This window comes from Methylobacter sp. (genome assembly GCF_004322395.1).
In the GTDB taxonomy this organism is placed as follows: Bacteria; Pseudomonadota; Gammaproteobacteria; order Methylococcales; family Methylomonadaceae; genus Methylobacter_A.
In genome coordinates this window covers 40,333-58,636 of record NZ_SCTW01000060.1, presented here as the reverse complement: position 1 = coordinate 58,636, position 18,304 = coordinate 40,333, and the positions used below count along the sequence as shown (strand labels likewise).

Sequence of the window (18,304 nt, the reverse complement as noted above, 5' to 3'; positions counted from 1 at the left end):
TGAATATCCTTATATTTTGGAAGATATTATAGACTGATTCACCAAGCAATTAACAACTGATCCTGAATGTTAAATAATTCTTATGATCCTGCTGACATTAGCTGTCAAAATTATTGGGCTGTTACACGCTCTTTGGGATTCAACATGTAAGCTACAAATAAATCCCGGAATTGGAATTATTATCTGCATCCAAATTTTTCTGCTGTACCAGCCCGGCTTTCTTCTTATGCTGAGTAATTACTGTACGAATAGCAATGTACTGATACGGTTTGCCTTTCGCATTAAGAAAAGGAACGATAGTAGTATCTACCCAATAGAGGGAACCGTCTTTAGCGCGGTTACGGATTTCTCCCTTCCAGATACGCCCGTGTGCAATGGTTTGCCACAGATTGCGCATGAATTCTTTGGCGTGATAGCCTGAATTGATGAGGCGGTGATCCCGTCCAAGTAATTCTTCGCGCGAATACTTGGAAATTGCGCAGAACTTGTCATTCACATAGGTGATAATGCCTTTCCGGTCGGTAATCGCTACAATCGCGTGTTCATTCAGCGCCAGCTCAAGATTTTTGGCAAGACTGATGTCGACAAAGGTAATCACCACGCCGTCTATTATATTGTCCATCGTGCGGTAAGGCATGATCCGCACATCAAACCAGCGCCCATCGTGAGTCTGAATTTGTTTATCCGATACTACCAGCGTTTGTAATACCTCTGCCGCATCCTGCTGCAATAACGGATAGTCCAGATCGGTTACGATATCGGATAAAGGCCGCCCTTCGTCTTGCGGCCGAAGTCTGAATATCTGCGTGGTATGATCGGTAAAGCGCCGCAGATACAATTTATTATTCAGAAACACGGTAGCAATTTCGGTGCTGTTAAACAGGTTCTGCATATCATTGTTGACCCACAACAAAGCATCCAGTTTGACTTGCAGCTCTGTGTTCACAGTCAGCATTTCCTCGTTCATTGACTGCATTTCTTCCTTGGTAATGAGCATTTCCTGATTTATAAGCTGGCGCTTTTCCAGTCCGGCTTTGAGTTCTTCCTGCAAAAACTGTATTTCCTCGTTCAATGCCTGTATTTCCAACCGGGCCTGTTGCAATGCCTCGGGCTTGAGGATCTTGTCAGCGCGCTTGGCGGTACGTGCCGTCGAAATATCGGTAAATACAATGATGACCTTGCCGCGCAATGCCGGCACCTGTTCGATAGCTTGTACGGTCACATTGACAGTGTGCATACCACTGTCACCGGTCACTTGCAAATCGTTTAAGCATACCGCTGTTTTGCGCTGCAACGCTAAGCGGATCGAACCCGTCAACGGCTGGCGCAGGCCCTCCCGCATCATCGCATAGATGTTCAGATTGACTTTACCGGCAGATGGCTCCAGATATTTGCCGGTATGACCGCTAAAATAAAGGATGTCCCCCTCGGCGTTAACCAGCACCGCTGCCGGAGCATATTGCGCAAGCAGCAATTGATCCATCAATTGCTGTAGATTAACGGGTAGACCCGTGTCGTCAACGGCGTGGCTGACAGCAGGCGTAGCGATAAAATTTTGATTTGGAAAATTCACTTCGGGCTTCGGCAAAGGGTTGTCAATACGCCGGTAGAGTCGTACCGTGGCATTCAACAGTGTGAACAAATAGCTATAGCTGCCGATGTTTTCAGCAGATCCCAGTAACAGCAAGCCGTGCGGATTTAACGCATAGTGAAACAGCGGCAACAGTTTTTCTTGCAAATCGGCGGAAAAATAAATGAGCAAGTTACGGCAACTCAATATATCCAGCCGGGTAAACGGCGGATCATTGATGATGTTGTGGGATGCGAAAACGATCATTTCGCGGATTTCATCTTTTATCCGATAACCGTTGCTTTCGGCATTAAAATAGCGCGCCAAACGCTCCGGCGAAACATCGGCAACGCTGTGGGCTAAATAAAATCCTTGGCGAGCATGAGCTATTGCATCCGCATTGAGATCGGTAGCAAAAATCTGCAGCGAATAGCCGGCGCTAGGCTTGACTTGTTCGATCGTTTCGATGAAGCTGATTGCCAACGCATAGGCTTCCTCACCGGTGGAACAGGCAGGCACCCAGGCTCTTAATGTCTTGCCGCTCGGGAAGTTTGCCAATAGCGCGGGTATGGCGTCGGTTTTTAGGTATTTCCATACCAACCGATCGCGAAAAAAACCGGTAGCGCCGATCAGCAGTTCCTTGAATAATAAATCCAGCTCCTGCGAATTCTCGTGCAAATAACGAACATAAGCAGCGATATGATCGATCTGATGCAATTTCATGCGACGCTCAATACGACGATATAGTGTACTTTTTTTGTACAACAAAAAATCATTGCCGAATCGAGCGCGTAGCAGCACCGCAATTTTCTCGAGAGCGCTCAGAGAGCTGTCTTCCAGTAGAGGCTCTGAATAGGGAAATGCATCTTTGGGAGGATGCTGAAGATAAGCAATGACGTGCGCGGGCAATTCTGCCGCCGTGCCAACAATATCGGCTAACCCGGCATCGATAACGCTACGCGGCATACTGTCGTACTTGGCGTCGGCTGGATCTTGCACCAGTACTAGGCCGGACTTTTCCTTAATAGCGCGCAAGCCCATCGTACCGTCCGACCCCATACCCGAAAGCAAAACACCGATGCTTTGATCGCGCCGGTCTTCGGCCAAGCTACAGAAAAAAGTATCGATAGACCGGCGCAATCCGCGCGGTGCACCCGGATCGAGCAAATATAGCGTACCGTGCTGCAGGGACAGTTCTTTATCCGGTGGATTTACATAAACGCAACCCGGTTTTATTTTCATGCCATTTTGGGCTTGCAATACCGTCATTTCCGTTTTGAGTTGCAGCAGTTCTGGCATCATGCCTTTGTGATTGGGGTCGAGATGCTGAATGACGACAAAAGAGATGCCCAAATTAGCCGGCACATGGCTGAAAAAATTTTCGAGCGCTTCAAACCCGCCCGCCGAGGCGCCGACGCCGACGATTGGAAATAATCTATCGGCATAAAAGTGCTCCGAGGTAGTCGCAGGGTACAGAGGAAAAGGTCCGTGGGCATCAGTTGATTTGTCCATACAGGAGTCCTCGTGATCTTTAGGCTTTATGGCTATTTATACTTTTTGCTTATCGTGTCATTTTTTGGATCGCCTTTCTCAGTTCAAACAGAAAAGGAGCCGTTGCTGATACGATAAATATATATTACACCTACATTACGAAAGCTGTTAAAAACCGGCCAATTTCAGCTTAGTGTCTTAAGCTGATTTAAGTCTTTAGCACCCCCTTTCTCGTTCCCAGCTTTTCCAAGCCCCTTACTGCTTCAGCGATACGGCAGAACGTGGGATGATAAAATAACTCATCTTGCGAAACAGCCCTGCTGAATGAAATGCAGCGCCTGCTCAATGACAGCCTCGCTCCGCATGATGAACGGATGCGAATACGGCATAACGATGAAATCTTTCATGCCTGTTACCTGCGCCCTGCTCACCGACACTTTGCCGTCATTGACGCCGGGGATCAGCCTTGACAACAAAAAGTTGATGGTTTTACTCCCGGCAATGACTCCCAGCTGAAAATTCACCGGCCCCAGCTGGTTCGGCGCGCTGTTGTTATCAGTGCCCAACTGCAATCCGGCCGGGCCGTTTAAATAATAAAACAGCTTCCAGCCGCCCAGTTTATCGACAACTTCGCTGCCTTGATTCGGCGGCGCGAGCATCACCACTCGGCCCAGCTTATCGATAGCTTGGCTAGCCAAAAAATGTCGCAGCAGAATGCCGCCCATCGAATGGGTCAGGAAATGGATTTTCTTAACGCCTTTCGCGTCGCATTGTTTCAATGCCTGAGCGATGTATTTTTGCGCCAAGATGCTGATGTTTGCGCTACGCGAAGGGTAGTCGACATTAATGATGTAATAGCCATAAACGGCCAGCAGCTTGGCGGCTTTATTCATGCTGCGGCTGGTTCTAGCCAGACCGTGCAGCAGAATAATCGCTTCCGAATCTTTATCTATCGGTTTCAGTTTGGCTTTTAAATTTTCCATAGCGCAGCAAAATGGCAGGTAATAATAGTAAATTGAGTAACGTCGAAGAGGCTAGGCCGCCGATGATGATCGCCGCCATCGGCCCCATGATTTCACGCCCCGGATTGTCGCTGTTAAACGCAATCGGGAACATCGCTAAGGCGGTGACCAACGCCGTCATCAAAATCGACGGCAAGCGTTCCTGCGCGCCCAATACGGCGGTGTCCAGATTCCAGCTTTTGCGTTCGACTTCGACCAAATAGCGATAATGCGACAATAGCATGATGCTGTTGCGCACGGTAATGCCGAACAGCGTCACAAAGCCCACGACCGAACCGACCGATAAGGTTGCGCCGGTTAAAACCACCGCAGCAACACCGCCGATCAGAGCAAAAGGCAGGTTGGCAAGAGTCAGCAACACATGGCGTATGCTGCCTATCGCGATATAAATAAAAATCAGCACCCCGGCCCCGGCCAGCAATGAATGCAGGATCAATTCCTTGCGAGCCTGCGCCTGTTCAATTGCAGCGCCGGTGAACTCGGGATAAATATCCGCAGAGAACGGAATCTCTTGTAATACCCGCGCTTTAAGCTCCGCCATAAAATCATCCAAATCCCTGTCGATCACATTGCCGGTGATGGTTTGCCGCCGCTGCGAACCTTGATGCAAGATATTATAGCGGCTGGCCGAATGCCTGATTTCGGCGACCTGCTCCAGCAGGAGCATCGTGCCATCCTGTGTCCTGATCGGCAGCTTGGCTATCGATTCGGGCTGCTGTCTTAGCTCCGGCGTCAAGGTCACCGCGACATTGTAGATTTTATTGCCCTGAATGTTTTTGCCGACCACTCGGGTTTCGTAAGCAGCCTGCAAGGTATCGACAATCTGGGCGGGCAGCACGCCCCAGAAGCCGAGCTGATCGAGGTTCAAGTTGATTTGCAGCAACGGCGTGCCGGGCGGCGAGCGTAACTGCACATCGGTAGCGCCGTCTATGTCGCGCATAATCTGGGCCACCGCCTGCGCTTTCGCATCCAATTGATTCAGGTCGTTGCCGTAAATATTAACCACCACTGGCGAGGTGTAGCCGGAAATGGTTTCGTCGACCCGCTCCGTTAAAAAGGTGTTGGCTTCAAATAAAATGCCGGGGAAATCTGCCAGAATTTCCCGCAACTTGTCCTTTATCTCCTGCTGCTCCGATCCTGACATCGGCTCAAGACGCACTTCATACTCGCTGTAATGGCTGCCGTAAGTATCCGCGCCCCGCTCTGCCCTACCCGCCCATTGCGACACCGATTGTATGCCCGGAATCGCCATAAACTGCTCGGTTAGTTTACTGCCGATCCTGATCGATTCCTGCAACGATGTGCCGGGAATGCTGGTGGTATGGACGATATAATGGCCTTCCCGCAGTTCGGGCAGGAACTTGCTGTCGAGACTGAAAAAAGCCAGCAAGCCCGACAGGCAAACGATAACGCTGCCGATAATGACCGGCTTGAAATGCTTCGAAACCTTGCTTAACAAATCCTTATAAAACGGCTTGATGCGCCTGATCAGCGGCGGGTCTTCATTGGCGATAACCGCATTGCCCAGCAACGCGTAACACAGCGCCGGCGTTAAGGTCAGCGCCACCAACAGCGAGATTAAAATCGCCAGAATATAAGAATACCCGAGCGGCGAAAACAAGCGCCCGGCAACGCCGTTTAAAGTCAATAACGGCACAAAAACCAGCGCGACGATAAAGCTGGCGTAAACTACGGAGCTTCGCACTTCCAGCGATGCGCTGTAAACCACCTCGGCAATCGGCAGCGGCTTGGCTGACAACCGGTTTTCGCGCAAGCGCCGGAAAATGTTTTCGGTATCGATAATCGCATCGTCAACCACCTCACCCAACGCTATAGCCAAACCGCCCAGCACCATGATATTCAGGTTCACACCGCTTTCCAGCAGCACGATCACCGCGCCGATCAACGACACCGGAATCGCCAGCGCGGAAATAAACGCAGTGCGGAAATTAAACAAAAACAGGTACAGGATAATCAGCACGAACAAGCCGCCGATCAGCAAATGCCCTGATAAATTGCTCAGCGAGCGCTCGATATAATCGGCAGGCCGGAACAAGTGCGAGTAAAAATTAATCGCCTGCTTTTTGAAAATAGGCTCGAACTCTTGCAGCGTTTGCTCGACCTGCCGGGACACCGATAAAGTATTGGCCCCGTATTGCCCGATCACCATCATCACGATGCCGGGCTTGCCCAAAATTTGCGCCGCGCCGATTGGCGGTTCCGGCGCATATTGAATTGTAGTGACTTCGCCCAGCGTCACATTGCGGCCCTGGTCCCGCTTGACGATAATCTTGCCGAATTGCTCCGGCGTGGCCGGTTGCCCGGTCATCTGCAACGTAAACCGCTGGTTGTTGTTTTCGATAAAACCGCCGCCCTGAATGTTTCCGGCCTGTGACGCGGCCCGGATAACGTCCTCCAGCGTCAGGTTAAAGCGATGCAGTTGCAACGGATCGACCTGGATTTGCAATTGCTGAATATCGCCGCCGAACACGTTGACATCGGCAACCCCCGGAACAGCTTTCAAGCGCGGCACTATCGTCCAGTCGACCAAACTTCGCAAAGCCATCAAATCGGTTTGGTCGTCCTTGTTTAAACCGATAGTTAGAACCGTCGCAGAAGACGAAGACAACGGTATCGCAACCGGCGTAATGCCCAGCGGCAGCTGTCCCGCCAGCGTGGTAAGTCGCTCGCTGATCAGCTGGCGATTGCGGTACACATCGCTGTCTTCATCAAAGATCGCGGTAATAATCGACAGCCCCTGGATGGATTCGGAGCGCACCGACTTCATGCCGATCAAGCCGCTGATCGAGGTTTCGATTTGCTGGGTCACCAGCACCTCAACCTGCTCCGAAGACAGGCCGGGCGATTCGGTTTGGATGATGACCTGTTTTGGGGAGAACTCAGGAAAAATATCCAAACCGGCGGTGGCGAAGCGGTAACTGCCGTAGAGCAGGATCAATAGCGCAAGCGCGATGATGATGCCGTAGAAACGGATGGAGAAGCGGACGAGGGTGGCTAGCATGGGTTAGTGGGTTTGATTGGGAAGGTTGGGGCTCTGTCAATAACGAACCAAATAAATATCTTGTAATGTTCGGCGCAACCAAAATCTGACGGTGTATATTTATTTTGAACGGTAATAACGGGCTAGCTAACTGATTCGCCACTTGTCGGTGCATCTCGGTTGGACGGTGAATTAGATTTTCTCATAGGCAGCAGCCCCACAGCCGTAGATACACTACGGAGATTTTCAGTTGATTGCTTTGCAAGGTCATCGAAAGATGGTACTCTAATCATGGCGCACATTCTCATGAGAGTGTTGACTGCACCACCAGCCATTAGAGCTAGAGCAGAAGAATGCGAGAATGTGGTCTTGAGTAGAGATGCTTGGTCATACGGAACAGTCCCAATATCATATGTACCGAGATGGAATAAGGATCCATAAAGTGTTCCATGGAGTGCCTCGGATGCGTCAGAGTAAATCATTAGCAGAGGGAGCAAAAGTGAAGCACGAGGGGTATTACTTTCAACTAGACCAGCTCGATCAGGCAAGCTAACCTTAGTCCATCGGGTTATCTCACGACCATTTATGCTAGTAAATTTGTCATATGCTGCTTTGAGATCTGGGTGGGATGCCCAATCAACAACACCGCTCCAGCGAACCGAAGCTTGCGATGAACCTCCTTCAATCGTACGATCAAGTCGCCGTACTGCTTTTGATTTTGAATAGGTTAGGTAGCTATCAAATTCGGATTGTTCACAGAACTGTAGATAGCAAAAATTGACAAGCCGCTCTAGTAAAGCCCGTACAATGATGTAAGAGTTATTAATCCTGTAATCTCGAGCAAGCAGAGTTAGAGAAATTGTGTCTTCAATTATTGACGCGTAGACGGGATGTAACTTGCACACCCGATCAATATTGGTTTGACGGATAAATGGATCTCCAGCTATAAGCAACTGGACTTCGGTAGAGACAAACCCTATGAGAGCTTGTGCTCCCTTTTTCGTATCAGTTGCAAGATCAGGTTCTTCAGACATGGGGAAATTTAACAAGTTAAGTAATGTAAGGGACTCAGCCGCGGCTCTCAAGGGCAACTGAAGAAGACTGCTCAGAGTTTTCTTTACCAGTATTAAGTTTCTTGTCCTTCGCTATTTTTAAAAATGCAATAGCAAAATAGGCCATTAAAAATGCCAGAAAAGATGGTAGCAAAAGTCCTAACTTAGAGATCAATACAGAATCAGAAGATACTAAAAAGCCGACATAAGCAGTAAGAAGACCAGAAAACCCGCCTAATATAATGCTAAACGCTTTTAATGATCTATGTCTGTATTCCGCTATAGCCTGAGACTTATGCTTTTCAAGCTCGTCTAACTTTGCTTCCTTTGGTTTAAGTTTAAACAACTTCTCGCAATATTCATTTTTCGCCATATTAGAAATGAAGCTAGAATCCATAACTTCCTTAGTAAGATTTTCTATTATTTCAGTTATGGATGCGATGTCATTAAAATCAATAGCATGTTTCCTTGCAGTAGCTACTTGAAGAGATTGAATAACATCTATTCTTGGAACGTCACCATCAACAATGAATGGTTTTATTGCATATAAGACTTCGTTATTCGCAAGCCTAACCTTTTGCAAATACTCTCGATTATCTTTGCTTGCAAAGAATTTTCCTGTGATTACGGTAACTAACAGGCTGCTAAGAACACCACCTCCGATACCAACAACCCATTGATTATTGAATATGTCCATCATTTTTTACCTTTATCATTGTTAGCATGGAACAACGAATACTTCAGAAAGCTGGACCTAGTTAAAAACATTTCTTTAGACATAGTTAAATCCCAACAACTGAACGTTCTCTTTCAATTAAATTCAGCCATTTTATAAATTTTTCTTTGTTCTTGTTCATAAAGCCTCTCTATATCCTCATTTTCTTCTATATAACTAAGCATATTATAAAGAGCCAAAAAAGCGACCACTAGATTATGGAATACATAATACGCGTGGCTTCGCTAGTTCCCAAGCTCAAGCTTGGGAATTCGGTTACGGAAGCTCCAGCTTCCCGTTTCGCGAAGCTGGAGCTTCGCCTTCTGGGTTCCCAATCTGGAGATTGGGAACCAGCTCGATAAAGTCAGCATAGGCTTCTTGCGACAAGCCTTGCTGTCGCACTGAATGCAATAAATTTGTTCTGAGCTATGCATTGGCCTTTCTGGAGTGCAAGCTTTGCCTGCTTTGCAAGCACCAAAAGTAGGTGCTTTAGGCGAAGCTTGCACTCTACCGGTCCATTAACCCATTCAATTGTACCATTGCAATTCCAACAGATATTCACTTCATGCTCTTGCGGCTAGCGGACTCCAAAACAGCACGGCATGAAAAAATGTGCTTCGTGGTTGGCTGGAGTGCAGGCTTCGCCTGCCTTGCAAGCAGAGCTTGCACTCCTGTCTTAAAATTCGTCTTCGATCAGGATTAAGGATTGGTATTGGTTGTTATTGCTAAATTGCCGCCGCAGATTTTCTCGGCCAACTTTTTCTATATGCTGGTGAAAACTGGAAAAAGGATAATCAGTCAGATTTTTCGTGTAGCCGTGTTTTACGGGATTATTCAACAGATAGTTAAGACGAATGAAATAATCTTTTTCATCACGCGGACAGTAATCCCAGTAATTCCACCACACCGGTAAATCAGAGGGATGGGCTTTCCTGATTAGCTGCCCCGATTGGTAATGAACACGCGCTATGATTGTCGGTAAATCTATCCCTTTCTCGCTGAATGCCATCAAATGATAGTGATTATTCAGCACTACCCAATGTTCCAGCGTCCAGCAAAATTCAGTAAACACTTGGTGCAGCATGGCGATCAACTGCACTTTTAATTGGTCGTTTAGTAATTCGCGTTTTTGATAAATGCTACCGGTTATAAAATAACTGGTTTTATCTAACAAGAGATGTGCAGGACGATGTTTGTAACGTTTTAACATATCAGCTCATTGGCGTGTTTTCGGAGTGCAGGCTTTGCCTGCTGGGCAAGCAAAGCTTGCACTCCTAATCATAAAAAATTGATGTTTTTTCACTGACACCTAATCTGAAGATAGGAAGCCCACTCGATACGCTTAATTCAATAAAATGTATTAATCGCAAATAGTAGCTGTTTTCCTCCAAGCCGGGCGGGGCATGTTGCCCCGCCCGAAACGTTTTGCATTGGTAACGTGTAACCACTTTGCTTAGGCATCACAGAAAAGTAAGGAGCAGTTTTATTTATCCCAAGCCTGCTGAGCCTTTTCCGATAAAGATTCCACTGTCTCATCCGGCCAAAGTTCCCGTTGCCATTCGGTATAATCAAATTTATCGCGCTTGAGCAAGGCGATAAAACGCTCAGCATCCACCATTCCTAAGCTGGAAAAAATAGACTCAAAACCGGTGTTCATTATTTCGCTATCTGATTTCATACGCTGTTATCTTCTTGAATAAACGTGAGAGGATTCACCACATTAAGATCGATTATTTTACGCGCTGTCTTTATCAATTGCTTATCCGTCGTTATAAAATAATCGGCCTTAACCGAAAACGCACAGGCACAATGTAAAGCATCTTTAACCTTCAAACCAGTTGCCTGATATTCCTTTGCTTTTTCAATAATACTTTCCGAAGCAGTCACCCAATGACTGGACTGACTTTTCCATTTTCTGATTTCATGCTGATGGTTGATATATGGATTTTGTTCGCTTTCAAATTGAAGGATATATGACCAAACCAACTGAAACTTTCCCGCTAAAATATTTTCCTGGATGTAGAGTTTTGCCTGAATTTCCAAAAAATCATTAACATGCTCCTGACATCGTAAGGCCGATTAAAACAACAGTTATCCGAATATATCAACATAATAAATCGTCGGTTAGCGCTGTTTCAGCTCAGCTATAAATTGTTCGCCATCAATCAATAAAGAAGGATCGGCATCTATATTCTTTGCAAGGTTTTGTATTTCTAGCCTCGTAGAGTACGGCGTACCTTCACACATTCAATGGCACGCACAGCGTACCCTACAAAACCACTTACGACGCAACTGATTCCACTGGCACCATTTCAGCAAGTAGCGTTTCAGGGGCAATGTCCTGTTCGTTGGGCCAAGTTACCGCCCCAAACAGAATGCCGACCTGATTGAAATAATGCACGTTCCGAAGCTCACGAAAAACCCCTTGATCGAGATAAGGCTTCAAGTCAAATATCCCCTTACGTCCATCTTCGATCTCGACATAAATGCAAAAGTCCGGCAACGGCTTTACAGTTTTTACATCCCAACACATGGCGGCCTCACAGCGAAGCAATTTTGTACGGATTCTCGCCACTGACAGCCAGCTCCCAAGCTCAAGCTAGGGAACTCGAGCGCCCCGATCATAACTATAAGCGATCCAACCAGTAATCCGGCCTACGCCGTTTATGCGAAATAGTGAGAACTTGAACAACTCCCTCAACATCACGAAAAATAACTTTGAAAGGAAATCGCTTGAGGGAAGCACATCGAATATTTGGTTTACGTTCGATACGGCAACGATGCGGCGCATAAACGACATTCACCATCAAGGCCTCTAATTCTGAAAGGTTTGCGGCGCCAAGACCAAGCTGTCGAGATTCAAAAAATGCGATTGTTTCAAAATGCTCAGCTTCGGCTCCTGGGTGAAAATAATAGCTCACCTCAACAATTCTCGGGCCTTACGACTAACTTCTTCAGCAGGGATAAGCTGCACAAGCCCTTGGTCTATTTCATCCGCACGGCGTTCCGCTTCATCGAACCATGCCTCTTCAATCTCGGATTCAGACATACTCTCTAGGCTTAATAATAGTTTATGAGCCAGCCTGGCCCGCTGTGCTACGGGTAAATGCAAAGCTTCATGTTCTATCGATGATATATTCATAGTTTGTCCTCTATTTTTTCTTGAACAGCCTCGTAGGGTAGGCTGTGCGTACCCTACAATATTTACACCATTACCATTATTCAAGCAGCCAGCTGATCCTTTAATTCAGGATGATCGTACATCAGTTTTAACAAACATATTACTCCGTCCAGCGGATTAAACCGGCCCTGCTCGCAGTCGCGCAATGTCGCCACCGTGGTTTTAATCAAATCGGCAAAGGCTTATTGCTATAAGCCGGTTGCTGCCAAACCGAACGCAATAAAATTTGCTCAGGGCTATGCACCTGCCCTATACCGTCTTGCATTTCGGCCAAGCTTTACCGTAAATCAGTCAACGCCATTCCTGCATCCGCTTCAATTGCTTGGGCTATTTTTTCAATGTCCACCTTACATCGCCTTTTTTATGTCACCGGTCTATCCCGAAGACTATAGGTATTCGCACAAATTATATCACCGTCATTCAGACAGGGATTGCCGGAATCCAGATCACAGGAACGTGATAACGAATGCATACCGTAGAACAGTTCAACAAATGGTCGTATGGTTAAAACGATTGATTGAACTGCATAAATTCCTATTTCGACATTTGCTAGTTCCCAAGCTCAAGCTTGGGAATTCAGTTACGGAAGCTCTAGCTTCCCATTTCACGAAGCTGGAACTTCGTTCTGGGTTCCCAATCTGGAGATTGGGAACCCAGAACGAATTTCCTCCAATTTTGATGTGTAGCAGTACATCTATTGCCCATCACTCAACAACTGAATATATCCCACCGTTTCAGCTTTGCGGTAGTAAAGTTCATCAGCAGTTACAAACACGGTATTCAGATGAATAGCCAAAGCGTGATAAAGCGTATCGAATAAATATTGAAAATAAGGTAAGCGGCAATTTACAGTAACCATGCAAGCCTGTCTGAATAAAATTCTAATTAAACTATGTTATTTAACACACTAAAATGCGTTATATGCCGCACTTTTATTAAAAAATCCCCCCGTCAAAACCTGCAAATCAGTCCAGTACGGTCACTCGTAATTCAAAAAATCATTCAATTGAGCAGAATCAATTCGTAACTAAAGACAAGCCATTGATTACAAAAATGTAAGCCATCAACTGCAAATCAAGCTCGATGCGTAGATAGACAGAACAAACAGAGTCTCGGTTATTTGGCATGTAATCTGCTTTAGTTAACGGATCACCCATGACATTTAAAATTAAAAACAATGAAAAAACATCTATTATTGCTGGGAATGAGCTATTTAGGCAGCGGGATTGCAGCCGAACCAGTAACAACGGAAAAGACTGAGAAACAACCAGCTAATATCAAACAATCCAAGGCAAAAACCGATAAATATCAGGGCGAGGAGATGATAACTTACGGGACGATGACCGATAGAACATTTCCGAATACCACTAAGTCAACGCCTACTTATACTATTGATGCTGCGGATGTTAAAACCAAAATTAATGCGACAACGGCCGAGGATACTATTAGATACGCCCCCGGCGTATTGATTCGCAAACGTTTTATGGGTGATCCGAACGGCAACCTGGGCATTCGTTCTTCAAATACGTTTCAAACCGCTCACAGCATGGTTTACGCTGACGGAATGCCACTGCATAACCCTTTGCGCACTACTTTTAACGGAGCTCCCAGATGGTCGATGGTGTCTCCGAGCGAAATCGAAGTGGCGGAAGTACTTTACGGGCCATTCTCATCGCAATACAGCGGCAATTCAATGGGCGGTGTGATTAATCTCTACACCAGAATGCCGGAAAGATTTGAAGCCCAGATGGATGCCACCGGCATGTTTCAGGATGTCCATCGCTCAGGGCGCAATGAAACTTTAACGGGTTACAAAACTTTCATTTCTGCCGGTGACCGGATTGATAAGTTCAGTGTCTGGGGATCTTATAACCGTTTTGAAAACGAGGGACAACCGATGACCATCAATGCCGCCGCTTTAACTACCGCGGCAGGCGGAACGCCAATCACCGGAGGGGAAGGTTACCAGACAACGACTGAAGCTCCGGCGATTGCATACGGTGATATCGGCGTTGCCCAACAAACGACGGACTTGTTCAAAGCCAAATTCGCTTATGATTTTACCGAAGAGCTGCAAGGGCGCTTTACCATTGCCTATGAAGATCGGGTTGGAAAAGTTGATAACCCAAACAGTTTATTAAGGGATGCGGCAGGTAACACGGTATGGGGCGGGGCCACGGCTGCGGGATTATCTGCCAATCAAAACTATAGAACAGCGAATGGACGGCGCTTTACCGTTCCCGGTTCGGTTTTTTCGGTCAGCACTTCGGAGCGCCAAGCATTAAACTACGGATTGGGTTTAAAAGGCAAAATCTCGGACAACTGGAGTATCGACACGACCGCCAGTTATTACGATGCGTTCAAGGATAGAACGATCAGTTCAAATCTTAATCCCAATCATCCGCTCAACCGGAATAGAGGGCAGATCTCCGATGAAAAACCCTGGTGGGCCACTTACGATCTAAAGCTGGCTACCGATAAATTCTTGGGCAGGGACGATCTGTCTTTTATGGGCGGTTATCAATTTAACCATGCCAGCCTGAATCTGGACGTTTACAGCAGCAATAATTATAGAGCCGGTTCTGCCGATTTAAAAACCAACGAGAGCGGCGGTGCAACTCAAACCAACAGCGCGTTTTCGCAATTGGAATGGCGATTTTTGCCCGACTGGAGCATTATGGCCGGAGGAAGATTTGACCATTGGCAAGCCCTCGACGGTCATGTTCGGGTATTTGACGATCCAACTACAGTGGCGAATGAAAGAAACATTCAAAATTATGCCGACCGCGATGCTTCCCGCTTTTCGCCGAAAACAGCCTTGGAATTTTCGCCGGGCAACTGGACCTTCCGCTATTCGTTTTCCAAAGCATACCGTTTCCCGATTGCCGAAGAAATGTTCGCCAGCTTATCCAGGCTTAACAGCATCACCACTTCGGCTCCCGGCTTGGGGCCTGAAACCGGCTATTTCCATAACTTCATGACCCAATACGGTATTCCCAGAGGTTATGTCCGCGCCAATTTCTTTTTTGACCAAATCAACAATGAAATTAACAGCACTCAGGTAACCATTAACGGCCAGACGACAACAACCTTCCAGCCGATTAACCAAACCGAAGCCGTCGGTGTTGACTTGACTTTTCAACAAAACGGGGTGTTTGACCTGCCTGTGGATTTAATGGCGAACACAATCATAATGGACAAGCACATCACCAAGCATAACCCTATCGGAACTAACAGCGTCAACTACACAGGCAAAGAATGGGACCGTATACCGCAACTGCAAATCAACGGTTCGCTTACTTATCATATTATGCAGCCATGGGATGCGTCGGTCGGCGTCCGTTATCGTAGCGACTCGTTTCAAACCTTGGCCAATACCGATACAGCAGCCAATGTTATGGGCGGTACCGATGAATCTACTTTTGTCGATTTAAAAACCACTTATAAATTACCGATCAACCGGAAACTGAAAAGCACTATCTCAGCCGGAATCGATAACGTGTTTGACGCCAATGCCTTTGAAAACCACCCTTACCCGCAACGCACCTATTTTATTAGTGCGTCGCTGAAATATTAGTTACAACGTGTAAAATAGTTTATTGATCAGCACAAGGATGTGCGTCCTTTAAATACAACATCTTAAATAATAACAATAATTTTTACGAGGATTCTATGACACATTCCAAACCGCCTTTTCCGCTTGATCCGAAGCGGGCTTTAATTTGCTTGCTGATCTTAACGTCTCCGCTCGCCACCGCTGAATCAAAACAAAACGTTGACGGAAAAAAAGCTCCCGCCGATAAGTCCAAAGCGGTGATGGCAGATATGACCGTAACTGAAAAAATAAAGCCTACCGCCAAGGAAAGATACAAGCTGCCGACGACGACTGAAAGCGTTACTAGCGAAAAAATCGACAACACCATCAATGCGATGACCGCCGAAGACACTATTAAGTACCTGCCCAGCATTCAAGTGCGTAAGCGTTATATCGGCGACACCAATGCACCGGTGGGCTGGCGTACTTCAGGTACAAGCCAAAGCGCGCGCGGCTTGATTTATGCCGATGGCATAATTTTGTCCTCGTTGCTAGGCAATAACAACGGCAATACCGGTTCGCCGCGCTGGAATATGGTGTCTCCATCCGAAATTGAGAGAGTTGATGTGATGTACGGGCCGTTTTCAGCGGCTCATGCAGGCAATTCAATCGGCGGCGTGATTGACATTACGACCCGTATGCCGGAAAAATTCGAGGCCGGCGGCGATGTCAGATCGACTTGGCAGGATTACAGTTTCTACGGCAAGAAGAAGACGTTCGACAGCCAGGAATATTCTTTTAATGTAGGCGATCGCTACAAAGACCTGTCATTCCGTTTCGACGTCAGCCATCTGGACAGTCATAGCCAGCCTATAGCCTTTGTGAACCCAATTGTTCCGACGACCAACGCAACGGGTGCGGACACAGTGGTAACCGGGGCTATCGCAAACTCAAACCCGTTCGGGGTTAGCGCTCAAGTGCTGGGAGAGTCGGCGATTAATCACACGGTGCAAGACAATTTTAAATGGAAATTAGGCTACGACTTCACCCCAACCATACGCGGAGCATATACATTGGGATTATGGCAGAACGATAATCATGCTGGTTTTAACAGCTTTTTACGGAATAGCGCCGGTAATGTAGTTAATACCGGTAACGTTAATATTGGCGGAAAGCGCTATGCCCTTACCTCTAACGGTCTTCCTCTTTTCGCAGAAACCAGGGCTGACCAAATGCATTGGTCGCATGGCATGAATCTTAAATCCACTACCGGCGGCGTATTCGATTGGGATTTGTCAGGCAGTGTGGTCGATTACGGCACGGATCTTAGCCGTACCTCGACGCAAACGCCTGCTCTAGCTGCCAGCAACGGAGTCGGCAGAGTCACCAGCCTAACCGGAACCGGCTGGCATACCGCAGATGCTAAAGGTATATGGCGGCCCGGAGTCAACCTGCTGGGCAAGCATGAAATCAGTTTTGGTTTTCACCACGACTTATATAACTTGGACAATCCAGTCTATGAGACTGCCAACTGGCAAAGCGGCAACGGCGGTACCATTATTAGCAATTCACAAGGTAAAACGCAAACCGAGGGCTACTGGTTGCAGGATGCCTGGGACTTTAATAAAGACTGGAACCTGACGCTTGGCGGCCGCCTGGAAAACTGGCACGCATTCGATGGCTTTAATGCTACTCAAGTTGGTGGCGCAGTAAACACCACAGTTGGTTCAGTAAACAACGGAAGGCTTATAGGCAGCACGCTTAGATCAATCAATCAATCCAATCAAAATGATCTGGAATTTTCACCCAAGGCCAAGTTAACCTGGAAACCTTTGGATCGTGTGCAAACAGGTTTATCGATCGGCCAAGCTTACCGCTTTCCTACTGTAACGGAATTGTTCCAACAAACCACAGTGACATCGGGCGGTATACAAACCATTATCAATGGAAATCCCAACCTCAAGCCCGAAGAAGCGCTGTCTTCCGAACTTTCCGGGGAATATTTCCTCGATCAAGGCAAATTGCGTCTTAGCTTATTCCAAGAGCGCGTGAAGGATGCCATTTTCACACAACAAACCGTTTTATCCAATGGAGGTATCGCCAGTACGCCTTCAAATGTCGACGAAATACAGACTTACGGTGTGGAGTTTGCCGGCGAAGCCAATGATGTAGGCATACAGGGTCTTGACCTTTACGGTAACGCTACGTGGACCAATTCCACAATTACCGAAAACGGCGCTGCGGATGCGGCTGCCGCTAGGGCGGGCGCTACTGCCACTAACCCCAATGCTAACCAGCCTTCAACCGGCAAACGTCAACCCAGGGTTCCGGAGTGGCGCGCCAGTGCAACTATTGCCTATCGCCCGACAGATAAGTTGACCACTTCGGTAAGCGGCCGTTACAGCAGTGCGCAATTCAGTCAGTTGAACAACAGCGACATCAATCCGCAGACTTATGGATCCGGTGGCGACGCATACTTCATCGTCGACTTACACGCCAAGTATCAAATCACCAAGCAGATCAGCGCTTCGGCAGGTATCGATAACGTCAATGACCAACAGGTTTGGTTATTCCATCCCTTTCCTTCACGCACTTACTTTGCCGAGTTAAAGTATAATTATTAAAGAGTTAAAAAGCCGGACTTGTTCAGGGTCCGGCTTTATTATAGAGTCCAGAGTTAGTAAAGCGGCATTTGCTCCTTCTCCCTCAGGGAGAAGGTTGGGATGAGGGGATATAA

General features: G+C 47.1%; 15 protein-coding genes. 2 read left to right on the top strand and 13 right to left on the bottom strand.

The features are described from left to right. Positions 1–151: 151 nt before the first annotated feature. The 13 genes from EPO18_RS08870 to EPO18_RS08810 form a co-directional block, all read right to left on the bottom strand. Complete coding sequence (locus EPO18_RS08870) at positions 152–3,082, bottom strand: chemotaxis protein CheB (RefSeq protein WP_292433000.1); 2,931 nt, start codon at positions 3,080–3,082, stop codon at positions 152–154. A gap of 278 nt (positions 3,083–3,360) precedes the next feature. Then, positions 3,361–4,044: an esterase/lipase family protein gene (locus EPO18_RS08865; RefSeq protein WP_292432999.1), complete on the bottom strand. Its 684-nt coding sequence runs from the start codon at positions 4,042–4,044 to the stop codon at positions 3,361–3,363. Beyond that, on the bottom strand, positions 4,007–7,105 hold the full coding sequence (locus EPO18_RS08860; protein ID WP_292432998.1) for an efflux RND transporter permease subunit: 3,099 nt from the start codon (positions 7,103–7,105) through the stop codon (positions 4,007–4,009). Before EPO18_RS08860 ends, EPO18_RS08865 begins: the two co-directional genes overlap by 38 nt. Positions 7,106–7,227: 122 nt before the next feature. Further along, entirely contained in the window at positions 7,228–8,118 is an 891-nt protein-coding gene (locus tag EPO18_RS08855; RefSeq protein ID WP_292432997.1) for a DUF5677 domain-containing protein, read from the bottom strand. Between the two features lie 34 nt (positions 8,119–8,152). Next, positions 8,153–8,836, bottom strand: coding sequence for a hypothetical protein (locus EPO18_RS08850; RefSeq protein ID WP_292432996.1), 684 nt, complete (start codon positions 8,834–8,836; stop codon positions 8,153–8,155). Between the two features lie 691 nt (positions 8,837–9,527). Further along, on the bottom strand, positions 9,528–10,061 hold the full coding sequence (locus tag EPO18_RS08845; RefSeq protein ID WP_292432995.1) for an REP-associated tyrosine transposase: 534 nt from the start codon (positions 10,059–10,061) through the stop codon (positions 9,528–9,530). Positions 10,062–10,334: 273 nt separating this feature from the next. After that, complete coding sequence (locus tag EPO18_RS08840; RefSeq protein ID WP_292432994.1) at positions 10,335–10,529, bottom strand: hypothetical protein; 195 nt, start codon at positions 10,527–10,529, stop codon at positions 10,335–10,337. Further along, the gene (locus EPO18_RS08835) at positions 10,526–10,894 is read right to left on the bottom strand and encodes a type II toxin-antitoxin system VapC family toxin (RefSeq protein ID WP_292432993.1); all 369 of its coding nucleotides are present in this window, start codon (positions 10,892–10,894) and stop codon (positions 10,526–10,528) included. Before EPO18_RS08835 ends, EPO18_RS08840 begins: the two co-directional genes overlap by 4 nt. A 238-nt stretch (positions 10,895–11,132) precedes the next feature. Next, positions 11,133–11,384 (bottom strand): DUF2442 domain-containing protein, encoded by a 252-nt coding sequence (locus tag EPO18_RS08830; protein WP_292432992.1) that lies wholly within the window; start codon positions 11,382–11,384, stop codon positions 11,133–11,135. A gap of 94 nt (positions 11,385–11,478) precedes the next feature. Beyond that, a complete protein-coding gene (locus tag EPO18_RS08825; protein WP_292432991.1) occupies positions 11,479–11,772 on the bottom strand; it encodes a hypothetical protein in 294 nt (97 codons plus the stop codon). After that, positions 11,769–11,993, bottom strand: coding sequence for an addiction module protein (locus EPO18_RS08820; protein WP_292432990.1), 225 nt, complete (start codon positions 11,991–11,993; stop codon positions 11,769–11,771). The genes EPO18_RS08825 and EPO18_RS08820 overlap by 4 nt, the downstream gene beginning before the upstream one ends. 80 nt (positions 11,994–12,073) lie before the next feature. Next, on the bottom strand, positions 12,074–12,202 hold the full coding sequence (locus EPO18_RS08815) for a helix-turn-helix domain-containing protein (RefSeq protein WP_292432989.1): 129 nt from the start codon (positions 12,200–12,202) through the stop codon (positions 12,074–12,076). A 524-nt stretch (positions 12,203–12,726) separates the two neighbouring features. Then, positions 12,727–12,891 carry a PIN domain-containing protein gene (locus tag EPO18_RS08810; RefSeq protein WP_292432988.1) on the bottom strand — a complete coding sequence of 55 codons (165 nt, stop codon included), beginning with the start codon at positions 12,889–12,891 and terminating at the stop codon, positions 12,727–12,729. 318 nt (positions 12,892–13,209) lie between these two features. Between EPO18_RS08810 and EPO18_RS08805 the strand changes: the two genes are divergently transcribed. After that, positions 13,210–15,609, top strand: coding sequence for a TonB-dependent receptor (locus EPO18_RS08805; protein WP_292432987.1), 2,400 nt, complete (start codon positions 13,210–13,212; stop codon positions 15,607–15,609). A gap of 95 nt (positions 15,610–15,704) precedes the next feature. Further along, positions 15,705–18,191 (top strand): TonB-dependent receptor, encoded by a 2,487-nt coding sequence (locus EPO18_RS08800; RefSeq protein ID WP_292432986.1) that lies wholly within the window; start codon positions 15,705–15,707, stop codon positions 18,189–18,191. Positions 18,192–18,304 lie beyond the last annotated feature (113 nt).

Bases quoted from the DNA above. Each gene is read 5' to 3' on its own strand.
- EPO18_RS08840 (WP_292432994.1), bottom strand. From the start codon at position 10,529: ATGAAATCAGATAGCGAAATAATGAACACCGGTTTTGAGTCTATTTTT.
- EPO18_RS08850 (WP_292432996.1), bottom strand. From the start codon at position 8,836: ATGATGGACATATTCAATAATCAATGGGTTGTTGGTATCGGAGGTGGT.
- EPO18_RS08805 (WP_292432987.1), top strand. From the start codon at position 13,210: ATGAAAAAACATCTATTATTGCTGGGAATGAGCTATTTAGGCAGCGGG.
- EPO18_RS08820 (WP_292432990.1), bottom strand. From the start codon at position 11,993: ATGAATATATCATCGATAGAACATGAAGCTTTGCATTTACCCGTAGCA.
- EPO18_RS08845 (WP_292432995.1), bottom strand. From the start codon at position 10,061: ATGTTAAAACGTTACAAACATCGTCCTGCACATCTCTTGTTAGATAAA.
- EPO18_RS08855 (WP_292432997.1), bottom strand. From the start codon at position 8,118: ATGTCTGAAGAACCTGATCTTGCAACTGATACGAAAAAGGGAGCACAA.
- EPO18_RS08810 (WP_292432988.1), bottom strand. From the start codon at position 12,891: ATGGTTACTGTAAATTGCCGCTTACCTTATTTTCAATATTTATTCGAT.
- EPO18_RS08865 (WP_292432999.1), bottom strand. From the start codon at position 4,044: ATGGAAAATTTAAAAGCCAAACTGAAACCGATAGATAAAGATTCGGAA.
- EPO18_RS08800 (WP_292432986.1), top strand. From the start codon at position 15,705: ATGACACATTCCAAACCGCCTTTTCCGCTTGATCCGAAGCGGGCTTTA.
- EPO18_RS08860 (WP_292432998.1), bottom strand. From the start codon at position 7,105: ATGCTAGCCACCCTCGTCCGCTTCTCCATCCGTTTCTACGGCATCATC.
- EPO18_RS08830 (WP_292432992.1), bottom strand. From the start codon at position 11,384: ATGTGTTGGGATGTAAAAACTGTAAAGCCGTTGCCGGACTTTTGCATT.
- EPO18_RS08870 (WP_292433000.1), bottom strand. From the start codon at position 3,082: ATGGACAAATCAACTGATGCCCACGGACCTTTTCCTCTGTACCCTGCG.